Here is a 12,539-nt window from a genome sequence, read left to right as displayed (position 1 = left end):
GTTGCAGTCTTTTTTTATTGCGCGTTTTTTTACAGCGCCTTTTCTTTTTCATCAGTTGCCACGTTGCAACCGACTAATCTCTGTACATAAGCGTGACCGCCATGCCGTTTATCACGCCCACTACAACTCCGCACACAATGAAAAACACCTTGATAGGCAGGTCAAGCAGAAGCGAGATAAGCCCGAACACGATAACGAACGCCATTGCTCCGCCTATCTGCACAAGAAACTTTCTTTTCACAAGCACAGGAAAACGCTCCGCAAGCTTTGCAGTCTTGTTACCCTTGTGGTCAATTATCCTGTAAATAAGCTGAGTCAGTGCCATTGGTATTCCGATAAATAAAATTGCTGTTATAAGTTTGTCCATTTTAAATTCCTCCATTTTTCACTTAAATTATAGCTTTTTTTGTATCAAAAAAGGCTGCCCAAGACGCAGTTCGTCCGTGGGCAGCCTCATTGCTGCATATAAAATTTCTTTTATCAACAATTAAAGAACTCTTACGCCAACAACGCCCTCGATAGACTTGAAAGCGTCAGCGTCAACGTCGCCTGTAACATCGAGCATTGTGTAAGCCCAGTCTTTCTTAGACTTGTTTACAAGGTTCTCGATATTTGCGCCCTTGTCAGATACAACAGATGTGATCTGTGCAATAAGAGCAGGAACGTTCTTGTGAAGCACGCAAACAAGGTGGTCGCCTGTTTTAGCAAGCTCTGCATTAGGGAAGTTTACAGAATTCTTGATAGTTCCCTTCTCGATATAGTCGATAAGCTCGTGAGCCGCCATTGTTGCGCAGTTGTCCTCAGACTCAGGTGTAGAAGCGCCAAGGTGTGGAAGAACGATAACATTCTCCTCGCCAAGAACAACATCATCTGCAAAGTCTGTTACATACTTTGCAACCTTGCCGTCCTTGATAGCCTTTACAACAGCCGCACTGTTGATAAGCTCGCCTCTTGCAAGGTTGATAAGACGAACGCCGTCCTTCATCATTGCTATCTGAGCTTCGTCGATAGTGTTCTTTGTGTCAGGTGTATAAGGAACGTGGATAGTGATATAGTCACTGTTCTTGTAAATATCGTTGATATCAGCAGTTACCTTTACAGCAGGCTCGAGCTGGATAGCTGCGTTTACAGAAAGGAATGGGTCATAGCCGATAACGTCCATGCCAAGTGCAACGGCTGCGTTTGCGATCTTTCCGCCGATAGCACCAAGACCGATTACGCCAAGAGTCTTGCCCAATATCTCAGGACCCGCGAACTTAGACTTGCCGCCCTCAACTGTCTTTGGAGCGTCAGGAGTGCCCTTGAGTGATGCAGCCCATGCAGCAGCCTCTGTTATCTTTCTTGAAGAAAGAAGAAGCGCACAAATAGCAAGCTCCTTAACAGCGTTTGAGTTTGCGCCAGGTGTGTTGAATACAACGATTCCCTGCTCTGCGCACTTCTCAACTGGAATATTGTTTACGCCAGCACCTGCTCTTGCAATAGCAAGCAGGCTCTCAGGCATTTCCATATCGTGCATCTTTGCTGAACGTACCATTATAGCGGTAGGATTTTCAGCATTGTCGCTTACTGTGTACTTAGCCTTGTCGAAAATATCTGTACCGCAAGCGGCGATCTTATTCAAAGTCAATATGTTGTACATTAAACTAACCTCTTTCATCTATTTAAGTGATAATTCTTACAAACAGGCAAAGAACAAGTATTACAGCGAAAAGAACGAGAACAACTTTGCCTTTTGACTTACTTCTTTCATTAAGCTTATCACGCCAATCGTCCGGATTGTTTTTGATCAAATCAGCAGTGCTTATCATATGAAGCAATCGATGAAGCATTGAAATTTCACCTCGATCAAATCTGATTATGCGTTCTCAGCCTCAAACTTCTTCATGAACTCAACAAGCTTTTCAACGCCCTCGATAGGCATTGCGTTGTAGATAGAAGCTCTCATACCGCCAACAGTTCTGTGACCCTTGAGGTTTACAAAGCCTGCTGCTGTAGCCTCAGCAACGAACTTCTTGTCAAGCTCAGCGTCGCCTGTTACGAATGGAACGTTCATAAGAGATCTGTCCTCAGGAACAACAGTGCCCTTGAAAAGCTTGCTCTGGTCAAGATAATCATAGAGTATCTTAGCCTTTTTCTCGTTGTGAGCCTTCATAGCCTCAAGACCGCCCATTTTCTTTATCCACTTGAATACCTTGCCGCAGATGTAGATGCCATAGCAAGGAGGTGTATTGTAAAGAGAGTCAGCGTCAGCCTGAGTTTTCCACTTGAGCATTGTAGGTGTTCCCTCGAGAACATCGTCAGTGATAAGATCTTCTCTGATGATAGCAATAACAACGCCGGCAGGACCAACGTTCTTCTGAACGCCGCCGTAAATAACGCCGTACTTTGTTACGTCAACAGGCTCAGACAGGAAGCAGGAAGAAACGTCTGCAACAAGTGTGTGACCCTTTGTGTTAGGCAGAGTCTTGTACTTTGTACCATAGATAGTATTGTTTTCGCAGATATAAACATAGTCAGCGTCCTCTGGGATATCCAGATCTGAACAATCAGGGATATAAGAGAAAGTCTTGTCAGCAGAAGAAGCCACAGCAACAGCCTCGCCGTATTTCTGAGCCTCCTGATAAGCCTTCTTAGCCCACTGACCTGTGATTATGTAAGCCGCTTTCTTGTTCTTCATAAGGTTCATAGGAACGGCTGCGAACTGCTGAGAAGCACCGCCCTGAAGGAACAGTACCTTATAGTTATCAGGGATACCCATAAGATCTCTGATGTCCTTTTCAGCTTCCTTGATGATGTCATCGAACGCCTTGGAACGGTGGCTCATCTCCATTACGCTCATACCTGTGCCCTTATAATCGAGCATTTCATCGGCAGCTTCCTTAAGCACTTCCTCAGGGAGTACAGCAGGACCTGCACTGAAGTTATATACTCTACCCATTGTTAAACCCTCCATATAAATTAGTTTCTTAGTTTCATTATTTATAAAGACTATAAATATATAAATTAATAATATTATTATATGCCTTTTATAAAAAAAAGTCAAGGGCTGTCATATAAAAATACTCACTCGTCATAAGTTTTTGTACATATCAGCACATAAAGCAGCCCTGAAAACGTGCATTTTTTCACCTTACCTATGCCGTTATATATAATAAGCACTGAAAAGCATGAAAAATCAGAATAATACTAAAGCGTTAAAAAGAGGTTAAAATTTTTGGTATTCCTTGAAATCTCCATATTTGTGTAGTATAATGTAATCAATAAAATGCGACAGTTGTATAAAAATCGGGGAACAATTGTCACTCTCAGGGAAAGAGGATATATATGCAAAAGATATTTTATGTTTCAAGAAATGAGGACAAAGCCCATGATGGAAAAGCCCCGGATATGGACAGATTTCAGCGAGTTGAAAAGCTCAACAGTCTGATTGCGGCAGGCTGGGCTATAAAGGAAATGAAAAGCGAAAACAACAGCACATTCTTTGTGCTTGAGAAAGCAGACTAGACTTAAAATGGCGGTATAAAACCGTACCCTGCCAATAACGCAGACACGACGTCCCGCCAACAAGTTCGACAGGTCTTTCAACAAACTTATAGGACGGTAGCCCCACCGTCCTGTTTTTATGTGCAGATAAATTTTGCGAAAACGTTTTATGGGTATTGCATTTCAGAGAGAAATATTGTATAATTAATGTAATCGTTTTAGCAAAAACAAATGATACTATACATATTATAAAGGAGTAAAAAATATGGCTTATGTAATCGGCGTAGACTGCGGCACAAGCGGCACTAAGACGGTGCTTTTTGACGAAAAGGGCACTGTTATCTCTTCTGTAACTATTGAATATCCTATGTATCAGCCTAAAAACGGCTATGCAGAGCAAGATCCTGCTGACTGGGCAAACGCAATGATAAACACTATCAAGGCTGTTATGACCAAAAGCGGTGTAAATAAAGAGGACGTTGCAGGTGTTGGTATCTCAGGTCAGATGCACGGACTTGTTATGCTGGATAAGGACAACAACGTTCTTAGAAAGTCCATAATATGGTGCGATCAGAGAACTGCTGCAGAAGTTGAAGAAATGAACGAAAAGCTAGGCAGAGAAAAGCTCATCAAGATAACAGCAAACCCTGCCCTCACAGGCTGGACGGCTGCGAAAATTCTTTGGGTAAAGAACAACGAGCCTGATATATATGAAAAGTGCAGACACATTCTTCTGCCAAAGGACTATCTGAGATTTATCCTCACTGGCGAATATGCAACAGAGGTTTCCGACGCCAGCGGTATGCAGCTTCTTGACGTGCCAAACCGCTGTTGGTCAAAGGAAGTCTGCGATACGCTTGACATTGATATGTCAATGCTGGGCAAGGTGTACGAGTCATGCGAGGTAACAGGCAAGGTCACAAAGAAAATGGCTGAGCTTACAGGACTTAAAGAGGGTACTATAGTAGTAGGCGGAGCAGGCGACAATGCCGCTGCGGCTATCGGAACAGGCGTTGCAGAGGACGGTAAGGCGTTCACAACTATCGGAACATCAGGCGTTGTATTCGCACACACTTCTTCTATCTCTATCGACCCAAAGGGCAGAGTTCACACCTGCTGTGCAGCAGTGCCGAACGCATGGCACGTTATGGGTGTTACACAAGGCGCAGGACTTTCGCTGAAATGGTTTAGGGATAATTTCTGCAATGCAGAGAAAGAAACAGCAAAGTGCATGGGCGTTGACGAATATTATCTCATGGATAAGGAAGCAGAGAAAGTGCCTGTTGGTGCAAACAGACTTCTCTATCTGCCATATCTCATGGGCGAAAGAACACCGCATCTTGACCCTGACGCAAGAGGAGTATTCTTCGGACTTTCCGCAATGCACACAAAGCGTGATATGCTGAGAGCAGTAATGGAGGGCGTATCATACTCCCTGAGAGATTGCGTTGAGGTATTCAGAGAAATGGATATCAACGTATCCGACATGATGGCATGCGGAGGCGGCGGAAGCTCACCGCTGTGGAGATCAATGCTCGCAGATCTTTACAACTGCCCTGTAAAAACAGCTTCATCGAAAGAAGGTCCAGCCCTTGGCGTAGCACTTCTTGCGGCAACAGGCGCAGGCATTTACTCATCAGTACCGGAAGCTTGTAAGGCAGTAGTAAAGACCGACAAGGTACAGCAGCCTGAAGCAGAGCGAGTACCTGAGTATGAGAAATACTACAAGCTTTACACAGAGATCTATCCTGCACTGAAAGCAGAATTTGCAAAGCTTGCGAAGATGTAATATAAAACCAAAAGCTCCGATTTGCCGTCGGAGCTTTTTTGTGTTAGAATATTTTGACAACTAAAAAACGGCTCTCCACAATAGAGGAAAGCCGTTTTTACATATTGGTCGGAGTGACCTGATTTGAACAGGCGACCTCTACCACCCCAAGGTAGCGCGCTACCAATCTGCGCCACACCCCGATATCGTATATATTATACCCGATTTGGATACAATAGTCAAGAGTTTTCAGTCAAAATAAAAAAATTGCAAAAAAGGTATTGACATTCACATTCATTTGTGATATAATAAATAAGCACTCAGGAGAGAGCAGTAAAAAAGCAGTAAAATATCGCGGGATGGAGCAGTTCGGTAGCTCGTCGGGCTCATAACCCGAAGGTCGTTGGTTCAAATCCAGCTCCCGCAACCAATAGTTCCCACGACCGAAGTTAATGTACTTTGTATGTTAATTTCGGTCGTGTTTTTTATATCTATACGAGAAATGAGCAGGCGTATAGCTTTATCGTCTGGGCTGTCATGCAGAGCCTTGAGCCAAAGAGAAATCTGATCCGTAGTGTAGTCCTTTGGCATTTCCGTCTTCTTCAATGCCTCTATCTCAGAACGGAGCTGGTTCATCTTCGCACCGATATCCTCGATAACATCAGCTGGGAGGACACCACTTGACATGTTGGTCATCAAGGTGTCATACTGCTTCTGCTTCTCCGATATTTTAGATGCAACTATCTTTTTGAAATCAGCGGCTCTCTCAGGCTCTCCGCACTTGTACTTTCGCATAGCATTAGCAATAGCCTTTTGATTTTCTTCGTTAAGCAGGGTGCGAAGATATGTCTTAGCGGCGTCATCAACGATATCCATAGATATCATAGGTGCACCGCACTTCTTTGAACAACGATAGTAGTGATATACGTGTCCTTTCTTCGTTGATATGTGTGCGTGCATTTTCGCACCGCATGAGCAGTAGACTAACCCACTGCATAGATATGATGTCTTTGGTCCACTCTGTTTTCTGCTATCCATAATCTTCTGCACCTCGTTAAATGTTGCCTTGTCGATTATCATCGGCAAGGCATTTTCTATTCTTATAGCATTAGGCTTAGACCTGCGCTTGGATCTATCCTTTTCCTCGTCAACACAGTATATATATGTTCCTGTGTATTTCTCGTTTCGTAGTATCTCATATACTGCAGAATACTTCAAGGGCTTTCCACGCTTGCCCACAATGCCCACTGCCGCCATTTCTGCGATAATGTCCTTAGTTCCCTCGTGATTTTTCACCGCCGCAAAGATCTTGCGGACATATTCCGCTTCATAGGGGTTTATAACATACTTCTGATCAACAATGTCATATCCAAACGGCGGATAGCCGCCATTGTGAAGACCTTTCAGGGCTATTTCACGTTCTCCCTTTTTCGTTTCATTTGCAAGGTTATCTATATAGTATTCTGACATAGACCACATCAGCGCACGCATTATCTTGCTCTCCGGGCCGAAGCCGAAGTCCTGACCTACCGCTATCAGTGTTATGCCCATTTTCTGCAGGCGAGTGTCAAGATTAACGTGTTCGCCCAGTGATCTAGCCACACGATCGTATTTGTGAATAAGAATAGTATCGAAAGTACCCTTATTGCAGTCTCTCAACATTTTTTGATACTGCGCACGGCTTGCCGTCATTGACCCCTTACCACTGATAGCCTCATCCGCATATACTGCTACGATATTATATCCCTTAGTGGCGGCGTACTGCCTGCACGCCCTGAGCTGGGCTTCAATGCTATCCTCAGACTGCTTGTCTGAAGAGTATCTTGCATATATAACTGCATTGCTCATAGTGTTCTCCTTAAGACTTCAATAACTCTTTTTTCTTAATATCGTATTCTTCCTGCGTTATGGCTCCACAATCGAGCAGGCTTTTGTATTCCTTTATCTGCTCAGGGATAGATATAACTTTTTCATCAGCAGGATTTGCATTCTGCTGTTTATTATACTGTTCAATTTCGCCCAGCATGGCCATGACCTGCTGGGCATTTTTATATGCGGCACGATACGCCACCGTATCCTTGGCAAGCCCCTTCACGTCGAAATGCACATATCTTACCTGAGTGTTAGGATCTATAACCACTTTAATTTTCAGCATATTTGCAAGCTGCTTAGAGCTGTTCTTAGCAGTGCTTGCGCCAACTATAGCACCCGCCGTTCCTGCAAGTATACCGCCGACAACCGCACGCTTGACACCGTTTCCGCCCATTGTTACAGTTTCATCGTCTTCAAGAAGCTCATAGCTCACAAGCTGGTTATACCTATAATCAGCACCACTGCCAAAAGAAAATCGGTGTGCTGCCTTATTTATTCTAAAATACTTATCAATCACATTATCCTTGTCATTATGTGAAGAAGCTTTCGGCACAGCTTTTTTCTGTGGCTCTGGAAGATCTCCATAAAGAGCGTTACGCACGTCCTTTATGGTTATTTCTATCTTAGGCTTGTTGATGCCTGAACGTTTCAAGCAATCATCACATATATAACCATCTCTGATTCGCTTGTTTTTTGAAAATAAACCAAGATTACAATGGCATATATTACATTTATTCATATCGATACACACCTTTCTAAGGCTCTATAGTTCTTAGATGTCTCATTCGTAACAGTAGGCGTTGTTGAAGTTGATGATACGTCACTGACCGACTCTGAGCAACTTGTCAACATCAACAAGGTTGATATTACGATGGCTAAGATAACAGTTTTCTTCATTTTTGCTGTTACTCCTTTATAAATTTATAAAAAAATGCATCTCCAAAAGTTGGGCTATTCTTTTTCCAAAATTCATATGGTATTAGATATATATAGGAGGTGCATTCTATATATATGAACACTAAAAATTATAAAATCGAATTAAAAAAGATAATGCACGAGAAGCACATTAGCGGAAAACAGCTTGCAGAGCTTGCCGAGATAAGTGAGGGGGAAATAAGCAAGATATTGACCGGCAAAGCAAACCCTACAATTGAAGTTATTGCACGTTTGGTTATTGTGCTCAAATGTGATCTTTCTGATTTGGTAAAAATCCTAAAATAAATTTATTATAGGAAATTTTACTGCATTTTTTGCCGAAATATGTTATAACCAGCATAAGGGGATTTAAACATATTTTTTCAAAAAATGAAAAAGAAAGGGGTGAGCAGCATGACTGACGCTGAGCGTAAGGAGCTGCAGGACCAGTTGGCAGAAATGATTTATTCACTTCTGTTTGAAAACAAGTCCGACGAATAGGGTACCGCCTACATACAGGCAGGCGAATAAGCACTTCACGTTTTGTGGAGTGCTTATTTTTTTATTTTTCTTTCCTTTTGGAAGTTTTCCATTTTAAAAACTCCAAATAATCATAAAGATTAGTTAAGTCTTCATCGGAAAGATCGTCAAGAAAAAGGCGAATGTTTTCGATTATTTCGTCTTTTTTCTTTGAGTTCTCGGTAACATTTACCGAGTCCTGATAGAGGTAGTTTGGATCAACTGATAGGACTTTAAAAATATTTAACAGAACATCTTCTTTAGGGCTTGACGTTCCATTCTCATAATTGCATATTGCCGATTTTGTAACGCCAAGCTTGTCAGCTAATTGCTTTTGTGTCATTCCAAGTTGTTCTCTTTTTTCCTTTATTCGTGACCCTAGACTCATATGTTTCCCTCCCTTCTATACTTATATTCTACCACAATAATACAAGTATGTCAAGATAAAAGTACAAGAAATTTGATGTTAATATCAAGAATTGTGTACAAATTCTAATGCGAATATTTGTACACTTTTGTACAAGAAACTTGTACAAAACATCTTGACAGTTCAAGAAACTTGTGCTAGAATATATGTAAAGTACAAGAAACTTTAACTAATCCATGAAAGGAGATGTCCATTATGACAAATAAGGCTAAGAAATCAATCGTAGCAGAACAGCTTAAGAAGATCATTGATGACAGAGGTCTTAAGCAGAAGAAAGTTGCCGAAATCCTCGGCTACGACTACAGAACATTCAACAATATGCTGAATGGCTATAAGATGATAACAACTGATGATGTGATTATCATTGCTACGAAGCTTGGTGTTGAGCCTAATCAGCTTTATGGCTGGTCAGCATAATAACATTTTGTTGACCTCAACAAAATGATAAAAAAGAGGTGATACCAGTGTCAAAATCAACAGACCATGAGTTCAATGAGATAGTATATGACAGTGTTCTTCCTGAGATTGCAAGAGCGTTCTGCTCTTTAAAAAAAGAAGTCTCAGGAAATAAACTCGTGAATGAGCTATCTCCTGAGGAAAATGAGATTATAAAAATCAAAAGCAAAACGTTGAACAAAGTCATAACAGACTTTATTCAGAAACAGCTATGATCAAGGCGTGAACTTATCCACAACATATATTTCAGCAAGTTTCTTGACCAATTCAAAAGTCAGCGCTTTGGCATTTTTCTTAACAGTGCTCCACAGCTTAGAATCCCGAATGCTGTCGAGATATTGGTGACCCTCATATGTGATACTGCTGTAGACAATCTTTATAATCTTGCTGTCAGATTCTATGGAGTTTGCCTCAATATATTCGGCTTCCAAGAGCTTCGTTGAGGCATACGCAATATCGGCTCGTGAGAAGTCTGGCATTTTCTCACAGACCTGCTTAAGGGTTAAGCTTGGAAATGACAAGCTATCGCCCATGACTAGGTTTTCTTCAAGAGTTAGCAAAAGTTCACGAACACAATCATAGTTTAGTTTCATAGTTATCCCCCCTTTCTGATATATTTCAAATTTATTATATCATACAGGGTGGGAGCATTCAAGTTAAAAAAGGAGAATAAAAGTGACAAACCATAAGATAAAAGACTATCATAAGAACCGCCTTGCATTTGAGGTCATAGTCAAGAACTATGAACTGCTCTGCTCCCTGCTGATAGTGCTGAATAAGGAGTATCCTAAGACGTTCTATCCTAAGAAATGTCGCCAATGGATAGATGATTTTGCAGACAACTGCAAAATTGCCAACGAGTGGGACAAGGACGGTGTATATGCCTATAAAATGCAGCGGGCGTGCGAGAATAGCGGCATAGATCTGAACATGGCAGTAACGTTCGTTGAACGGAATTGCAAAGAGTTCAATCTCCAGAACAGGGCTATTCTGGCGGACAACATCAAGCTGGCGCTTGTGCAGACCGCCACAGAGTATGGCGTGGGCGGCAAGCGTATGAAAGCCATTCAGAACGCCATGTTGGAAACTTTCATTGACAATCCTAGGGAGCAGGTCAAGGCGCTGGGTATAGATGATTACATCGAAGAATGCACAGTGGGTCAGGTCGATATCCGCAAGTTCAGAGTCAAAGACAAGGTCAGGACTACCCTGCAGGAGCAGAAAGAAGCCTTAGCAGGCTTGGAAGCGTTCCGGCGCTGGTCAGCTGAGAATGTAAAAAAAGAGGGGCAGTAAAGTGAAAGAAACGATTGATATTCCCGTAAGCGTTACATATCGCATAGAGGACGGCAAGATCATAGAAACACGCCGCAAGGTCAAGAAGATACCGGCTGACGTTATCGCAAGCATTCTTTACCGCCATTTCAAACAGAAAGAGAGGAATAAGAAGTGCTGCACATCATGAAGATAGACGCCATTATCGGCGAAAGAACAAACGCTGAGATAGAAAGAGCCATTGGTAAGGCTCAGCTTGTCGGTGACAAGCTATGGCATGGAGATCTGAGCAAAGAAGACCTCCTGAGCTACTACGTGGCGCAGACCATAGAGAAGCATTTGGTGGCTGATATCGAGGAGCGTATCAAAGAATTGGAGGGTAACGGAGATGTACGCAAAGAGTGATACCCGCAGTTCACTGATATCGCAATCCGTCATCAGAATAGCAACGGATATGGGAATTGAAAGCTATGTCCGAGAGATACGCCACGGCTATTCTATATGTGCCGGCGAATTCATCATCGTTGACATGGCGGACAATACCAGCGTTAAGATGATAATATCAGATTATGACGGTTATTATCAGCAAATCAAAAGAAACATGAGAAAATGGAGGAAAAATTATGACAAGAAAAGACGTAGTCCTTGCAATCAGTGAAGATGTCAAGGCGGTTGATTACCTGGCAATGAGGGAGCAGAGAGACAAGCATAACAAGCTCGTTACCCGTCGAAAGCGTGAAGATCGCAGAGAGTGCTTCGCAATGGCCTTGCTGACTATCTTCTTTGCTTTCATGATAATAGTAGTAATGCTCGGTCTTGGGCAGGTATGGGAGATGATTTACTGATGTATGATTTCAACAACGCAGTCAGACTTAACCGCATAGGTGGTGAATATGTCATCACTGTGGACGGAAAGCCGTTGGAAACGTCACTCAGCTCTAATCAGCGCCGTAATCCTCTTATAGCTGTCAGCAGATATGCGTCAGCAATAGACGAATACCTCAGAGGGAACGTCAAGAAGTATCTTGCTGAAAACGAGCTGAACGTAGTCACGGGCTGTAATGTCTGCATGGAGTGTACAGACTGCAAGTTCTATCACCTCAATGACGCTGAGAGCAACTGCCGCCTAGGTGACAACAATGAGTAAGACAGTATACGTCGATAATACTATCTATCGAAAAGAATCTAAGCAGTTTCCTAACGTCAAGTATCGTTTCAACCTTGCCAACGTCGTGATACATAGTATGTATACCATGTATCTTAAGAGCCGTGGCATACCGAAGACCATAGGGCTTACAGACAAGCAGCGTTTTGATTTTGAAAAACGAATTCAATCTCTTATCGACAACGGGTCTATCGTAGTGACAGAAGTCGAAGCAGGAACGAAAGGAAAATGAAAATGAGTACCATAGGAATAATACTGTTATCCATAGCGACGCTTATCGTTGTGGATATCGTGATGTACATAGTACTTGGTGCCATTGAAAAGCACTGGGAGAAAAAGTTTAAGGAGGATAAAGATGACGAAAAATGAGATAATTACTGTGGCTAAATGCTGTATAGTAGACAACTGTGGACCATGCCCACTTATGGGTACGGATAATTGCATTACTGGTTTCATGAATCATATTCTCGAATACATGAAAAACGAGCCTGCACCTGCGGCAACAGGCACAAGCTCGGAGGTATCTGTAAAAGAAGATACCGATAACATACACCTTGATGATAACACAAAAGGGCATATTTGTCAAGCATATAATACCGCTGACGAAGCCTGCACAAATATGCTCACTATCTACGAAGGAATGTCAGAATGTGAGCAGAGAG

22 protein-coding genes and 2 tRNA genes are annotated in these 12,539 nt (G+C 42.4%); 15 read left to right on the top strand and 9 right to left on the bottom strand.

Features of this window, described 5'->3' with window-relative positions; translation table 11 throughout:
- Nucleotides 1-73: 73 nt before the first annotated feature.
- The 4 genes from QVO88_RS11315 to serC all read right to left on the bottom strand — a co-directional run bounded on the left by QVO88_RS11315 (nucleotide 74) and on the right by serC (nucleotide 2,938).
- The gene (locus QVO88_RS11315; protein WP_022288562.1) at nucleotides 74-367 is read right to left on the bottom strand and encodes a hypothetical protein; all 294 of its coding nucleotides are present in this window, start codon (nucleotides 365-367) and stop codon (nucleotides 74-76) included.
- A 120-nt stretch (nucleotides 368-487) separates the two neighbouring features.
- Entirely contained in the window at nucleotides 488-1,639 is a 1,152-nt protein-coding gene (locus QVO88_RS11310; RefSeq protein WP_022288561.1) for a 3-phosphoglycerate dehydrogenase family protein, read from the bottom strand.
- Nucleotides 1,640-1,661: 22 nt separating this feature from the next.
- Entirely contained in the window at nucleotides 1,662-1,829 is a 168-nt protein-coding gene (locus tag QVO88_RS11305) for a hypothetical protein (protein ID WP_022288560.1), read from the bottom strand.
- Between the two features lie 26 nt (nucleotides 1,830-1,855).
- Nucleotides 1,856-2,938, bottom strand: coding sequence for a 3-phosphoserine/phosphohydroxythreonine transaminase (gene serC / locus QVO88_RS11300; RefSeq protein ID WP_022288559.1), 1,083 nt, complete (start codon nucleotides 2,936-2,938; stop codon nucleotides 1,856-1,858).
- A gap of 386 nt (nucleotides 2,939-3,324) precedes the next feature.
- On the opposite strand from serC, the gene QVO88_RS11295 reads away from it, so the two are divergent.
- Nucleotides 3,325-3,504, top strand: coding sequence for a hypothetical protein (locus QVO88_RS11295; protein ID WP_022288558.1), 180 nt, complete (start codon nucleotides 3,325-3,327; stop codon nucleotides 3,502-3,504).
- A gap of 244 nt (nucleotides 3,505-3,748) precedes the next feature.
- Nucleotides 3,749-5,272: a xylulokinase gene (xylB, locus tag QVO88_RS11290; RefSeq protein WP_022288557.1), complete on the top strand. Its 1,524-nt coding sequence runs from the start codon at nucleotides 3,749-3,751 to the stop codon at nucleotides 5,270-5,272.
- Between the two features lie 105 nt (nucleotides 5,273-5,377).
- Here the strand turns inward: xylB and QVO88_RS11285 are convergent.
- Nucleotides 5,378-5,454 (bottom strand) — tRNA-Pro (locus tag QVO88_RS11285).
- 150 nt (nucleotides 5,455-5,604) lie between these two features.
- Here QVO88_RS11285 and QVO88_RS11280 point away from each other — a divergent pair.
- Nucleotides 5,605-5,681: transfer RNA gene (locus QVO88_RS11280), tRNA-Met, on the top strand.
- Here the strand turns inward: QVO88_RS11280 and QVO88_RS11275 are convergent.
- Both QVO88_RS11275 and QVO88_RS11270 read right to left on the bottom strand, forming a co-directional pair.
- Nucleotides 5,660-7,099, bottom strand: coding sequence for a recombinase family protein (locus QVO88_RS11275; protein WP_022288556.1), 1,440 nt, complete (start codon nucleotides 7,097-7,099; stop codon nucleotides 5,660-5,662). The two genes, QVO88_RS11280 and QVO88_RS11275, sit on opposite strands and share 22 nt — an antisense overlap.
- 10 nt (nucleotides 7,100-7,109) lie before the next feature.
- Nucleotides 7,110-7,862, bottom strand: coding sequence for an SHOCT domain-containing protein (locus QVO88_RS11270; protein ID WP_022288555.1), 753 nt, complete (start codon nucleotides 7,860-7,862; stop codon nucleotides 7,110-7,112).
- Nucleotides 7,863-8,134: 272 nt separating this feature from the next.
- Between QVO88_RS11270 and QVO88_RS11265 the strand changes: the two genes are divergently transcribed.
- On the top strand, nucleotides 8,135-8,344 hold the full coding sequence (locus QVO88_RS11265; RefSeq protein WP_022288554.1) for a helix-turn-helix domain-containing protein: 210 nt from the start codon (nucleotides 8,135-8,137) through the stop codon (nucleotides 8,342-8,344).
- Nucleotides 8,345-8,600: 256 nt separating this feature from the next.
- On the opposite strand, the gene QVO88_RS11260 is transcribed toward QVO88_RS11265, so the two are convergent.
- Nucleotides 8,601-8,945 carry a helix-turn-helix domain-containing protein gene (locus QVO88_RS11260; protein ID WP_022288553.1) on the bottom strand — a complete coding sequence of 115 codons (345 nt, stop codon included), beginning with the start codon at nucleotides 8,943-8,945 and terminating at the stop codon, nucleotides 8,601-8,603.
- A 234-nt stretch (nucleotides 8,946-9,179) separates the two neighbouring features.
- Here QVO88_RS11260 and QVO88_RS11255 point away from each other — a divergent pair, with 234 nt between their 5' ends.
- Both QVO88_RS11255 and QVO88_RS11250 read left to right on the top strand, forming a co-directional pair.
- Nucleotides 9,180-9,401 carry a helix-turn-helix transcriptional regulator gene (locus QVO88_RS11255; RefSeq protein ID WP_022288552.1) on the top strand — a complete coding sequence of 74 codons (222 nt, stop codon included), beginning with the start codon at nucleotides 9,180-9,182 and terminating at the stop codon, nucleotides 9,399-9,401.
- A 47-nt stretch (nucleotides 9,402-9,448) separates the two neighbouring features.
- Nucleotides 9,449-9,655, top strand: coding sequence for a hypothetical protein (locus QVO88_RS11250; protein ID WP_022288551.1), 207 nt, complete (start codon nucleotides 9,449-9,451; stop codon nucleotides 9,653-9,655).
- On the opposite strand, the gene QVO88_RS11245 is transcribed toward QVO88_RS11250, so the two are convergent.
- Nucleotides 9,656-10,033 carry a DUF2513 domain-containing protein gene (locus QVO88_RS11245; protein WP_022288550.1) on the bottom strand — a complete coding sequence of 126 codons (378 nt, stop codon included), beginning with the start codon at nucleotides 10,031-10,033 and terminating at the stop codon, nucleotides 9,656-9,658.
- 82 nt (nucleotides 10,034-10,115) lie between these two features.
- Here QVO88_RS11245 and QVO88_RS11240 point away from each other — a divergent pair, with 82 nt between their 5' ends.
- From QVO88_RS11240 to QVO88_RS11200, 9 genes are all read left to right on the top strand, one after another.
- On the top strand, nucleotides 10,116-10,733 hold the full coding sequence (locus tag QVO88_RS11240; protein WP_022288549.1) for a hypothetical protein: 618 nt from the start codon (nucleotides 10,116-10,118) through the stop codon (nucleotides 10,731-10,733).
- 1 nt (nucleotide 10,734) lies between these two features.
- Entirely contained in the window at nucleotides 10,735-10,902 is a 168-nt protein-coding gene (locus tag QVO88_RS11235; protein WP_022288548.1) for a hypothetical protein, read from the top strand.
- Entirely contained in the window at nucleotides 10,887-11,117 is a 231-nt protein-coding gene (locus QVO88_RS11230) for a hypothetical protein (RefSeq protein WP_288178034.1), read from the top strand. Before QVO88_RS11235 ends, QVO88_RS11230 begins: the two co-directional genes overlap by 16 nt.
- Complete coding sequence (locus QVO88_RS11225; RefSeq protein ID WP_022288546.1) at nucleotides 11,101-11,370, top strand: hypothetical protein; 270 nt, start codon at nucleotides 11,101-11,103, stop codon at nucleotides 11,368-11,370. Before QVO88_RS11230 ends, QVO88_RS11225 begins: the two co-directional genes overlap by 17 nt.
- Before the next feature lie 28 nt (nucleotides 11,371-11,398).
- A complete protein-coding gene (locus QVO88_RS11220) occupies nucleotides 11,399-11,557 on the top strand; it encodes a hypothetical protein (RefSeq protein ID WP_286960390.1) in 159 nt (52 codons plus the stop codon).
- On the top strand, nucleotides 11,557-11,859 hold the full coding sequence (locus QVO88_RS11215) for a hypothetical protein (RefSeq protein WP_022288544.1): 303 nt from the start codon (nucleotides 11,557-11,559) through the stop codon (nucleotides 11,857-11,859). The genes QVO88_RS11220 and QVO88_RS11215 overlap by 1 nt, the downstream gene beginning before the upstream one ends.
- Nucleotides 11,852-12,109, top strand: coding sequence for a hypothetical protein (locus tag QVO88_RS11210; protein WP_022288543.1), 258 nt, complete (start codon nucleotides 11,852-11,854; stop codon nucleotides 12,107-12,109). Before QVO88_RS11215 ends, QVO88_RS11210 begins: the two co-directional genes overlap by 8 nt.
- A 2-nt stretch (nucleotides 12,110-12,111) precedes the next feature.
- Nucleotides 12,112-12,246, top strand: coding sequence for a hypothetical protein (locus QVO88_RS11205; RefSeq protein WP_022288542.1), 135 nt, complete (start codon nucleotides 12,112-12,114; stop codon nucleotides 12,244-12,246).
- The coding region (locus QVO88_RS11200) for a hypothetical protein (protein ID WP_288178033.1) at nucleotides 12,233-12,539 on the top strand (307 nt) is incomplete at its 3' end. The genes QVO88_RS11205 and QVO88_RS11200, both read left to right, overlap by 14 nt.

The sequence above is a fragment of the Ruminococcus sp. CAG:57 genome (genome assembly GCF_000435935.1).
Taxonomy (GTDB): domain Bacteria; phylum Bacillota; class Clostridia; order Oscillospirales; family Ruminococcaceae; genus Hominimerdicola; species Hominimerdicola aceti.
This window is presented reverse-complemented; position numbering and strand designations above follow the sequence as displayed.

What these genes read in the sequence shown, in the direction of transcription:
- QVO88_RS11315 (WP_022288562.1), bottom strand. Translation starts at nt 367, where the DNA reads ATGGACAAACTTATAACAGCAATTTTATTTATCGGAATACCAATGGCA.
- QVO88_RS11310 (WP_022288561.1), bottom strand. Translation starts at nt 1,639, where the DNA reads ATGTACAACATATTGACTTTGAATAAGATCGCCGCTTGCGGTACAGAT.
- QVO88_RS11305 (WP_022288560.1), bottom strand. Translation starts at nt 1,829, where the DNA reads ATGCTTCATCGATTGCTTCATATGATAAGCACTGCTGATTTGATCAAA.
- serC (WP_022288559.1), bottom strand. Translation starts at nt 2,938, where the DNA reads ATGGGTAGAGTATATAACTTCAGTGCAGGTCCTGCTGTACTCCCTGAG.
- QVO88_RS11295 (WP_022288558.1), top strand. Translation starts at nt 3,325, where the DNA reads ATGCAAAAGATATTTTATGTTTCAAGAAATGAGGACAAAGCCCATGAT.
- xylB (WP_022288557.1), top strand. Translation starts at nt 3,749, where the DNA reads ATGGCTTATGTAATCGGCGTAGACTGCGGCACAAGCGGCACTAAGACG.
- QVO88_RS11275 (WP_022288556.1), bottom strand. Translation starts at nt 7,099, where the DNA reads ATGAGCAATGCAGTTATATATGCAAGATACTCTTCAGACAAGCAGTCT.
- QVO88_RS11270 (WP_022288555.1), bottom strand. Translation starts at nt 7,862, where the DNA reads ATGAATAAATGTAATATATGCCATTGTAATCTTGGTTTATTTTCAAAA.
- QVO88_RS11265 (WP_022288554.1), top strand. Translation starts at nt 8,135, where the DNA reads ATGAACACTAAAAATTATAAAATCGAATTAAAAAAGATAATGCACGAG.
- QVO88_RS11260 (WP_022288553.1), bottom strand. Translation starts at nt 8,945, where the DNA reads ATGAGTCTAGGGTCACGAATAAAGGAAAAAAGAGAACAACTTGGAATG.
- QVO88_RS11255 (WP_022288552.1), top strand. Translation starts at nt 9,180, where the DNA reads ATGACAAATAAGGCTAAGAAATCAATCGTAGCAGAACAGCTTAAGAAG.
- QVO88_RS11245 (WP_022288550.1), bottom strand. Translation starts at nt 10,033, where the DNA reads ATGAAACTAAACTATGATTGTGTTCGTGAACTTTTGCTAACTCTTGAA.
- QVO88_RS11225 (WP_022288546.1), top strand. Translation starts at nt 11,101, where the DNA reads ATGTACGCAAAGAGTGATACCCGCAGTTCACTGATATCGCAATCCGTC.
- QVO88_RS11220 (WP_286960390.1), top strand. Translation starts at nt 11,399, where the DNA reads ATGAGGGAGCAGAGAGACAAGCATAACAAGCTCGTTACCCGTCGAAAG.
- QVO88_RS11215 (WP_022288544.1), top strand. Translation starts at nt 11,557, where the DNA reads ATGTATGATTTCAACAACGCAGTCAGACTTAACCGCATAGGTGGTGAA.
- QVO88_RS11210 (WP_022288543.1), top strand. Translation starts at nt 11,852, where the DNA reads ATGAGTAAGACAGTATACGTCGATAATACTATCTATCGAAAAGAATCT.
- QVO88_RS11205 (WP_022288542.1), top strand. Translation starts at nt 12,112, where the DNA reads ATGAGTACCATAGGAATAATACTGTTATCCATAGCGACGCTTATCGTT.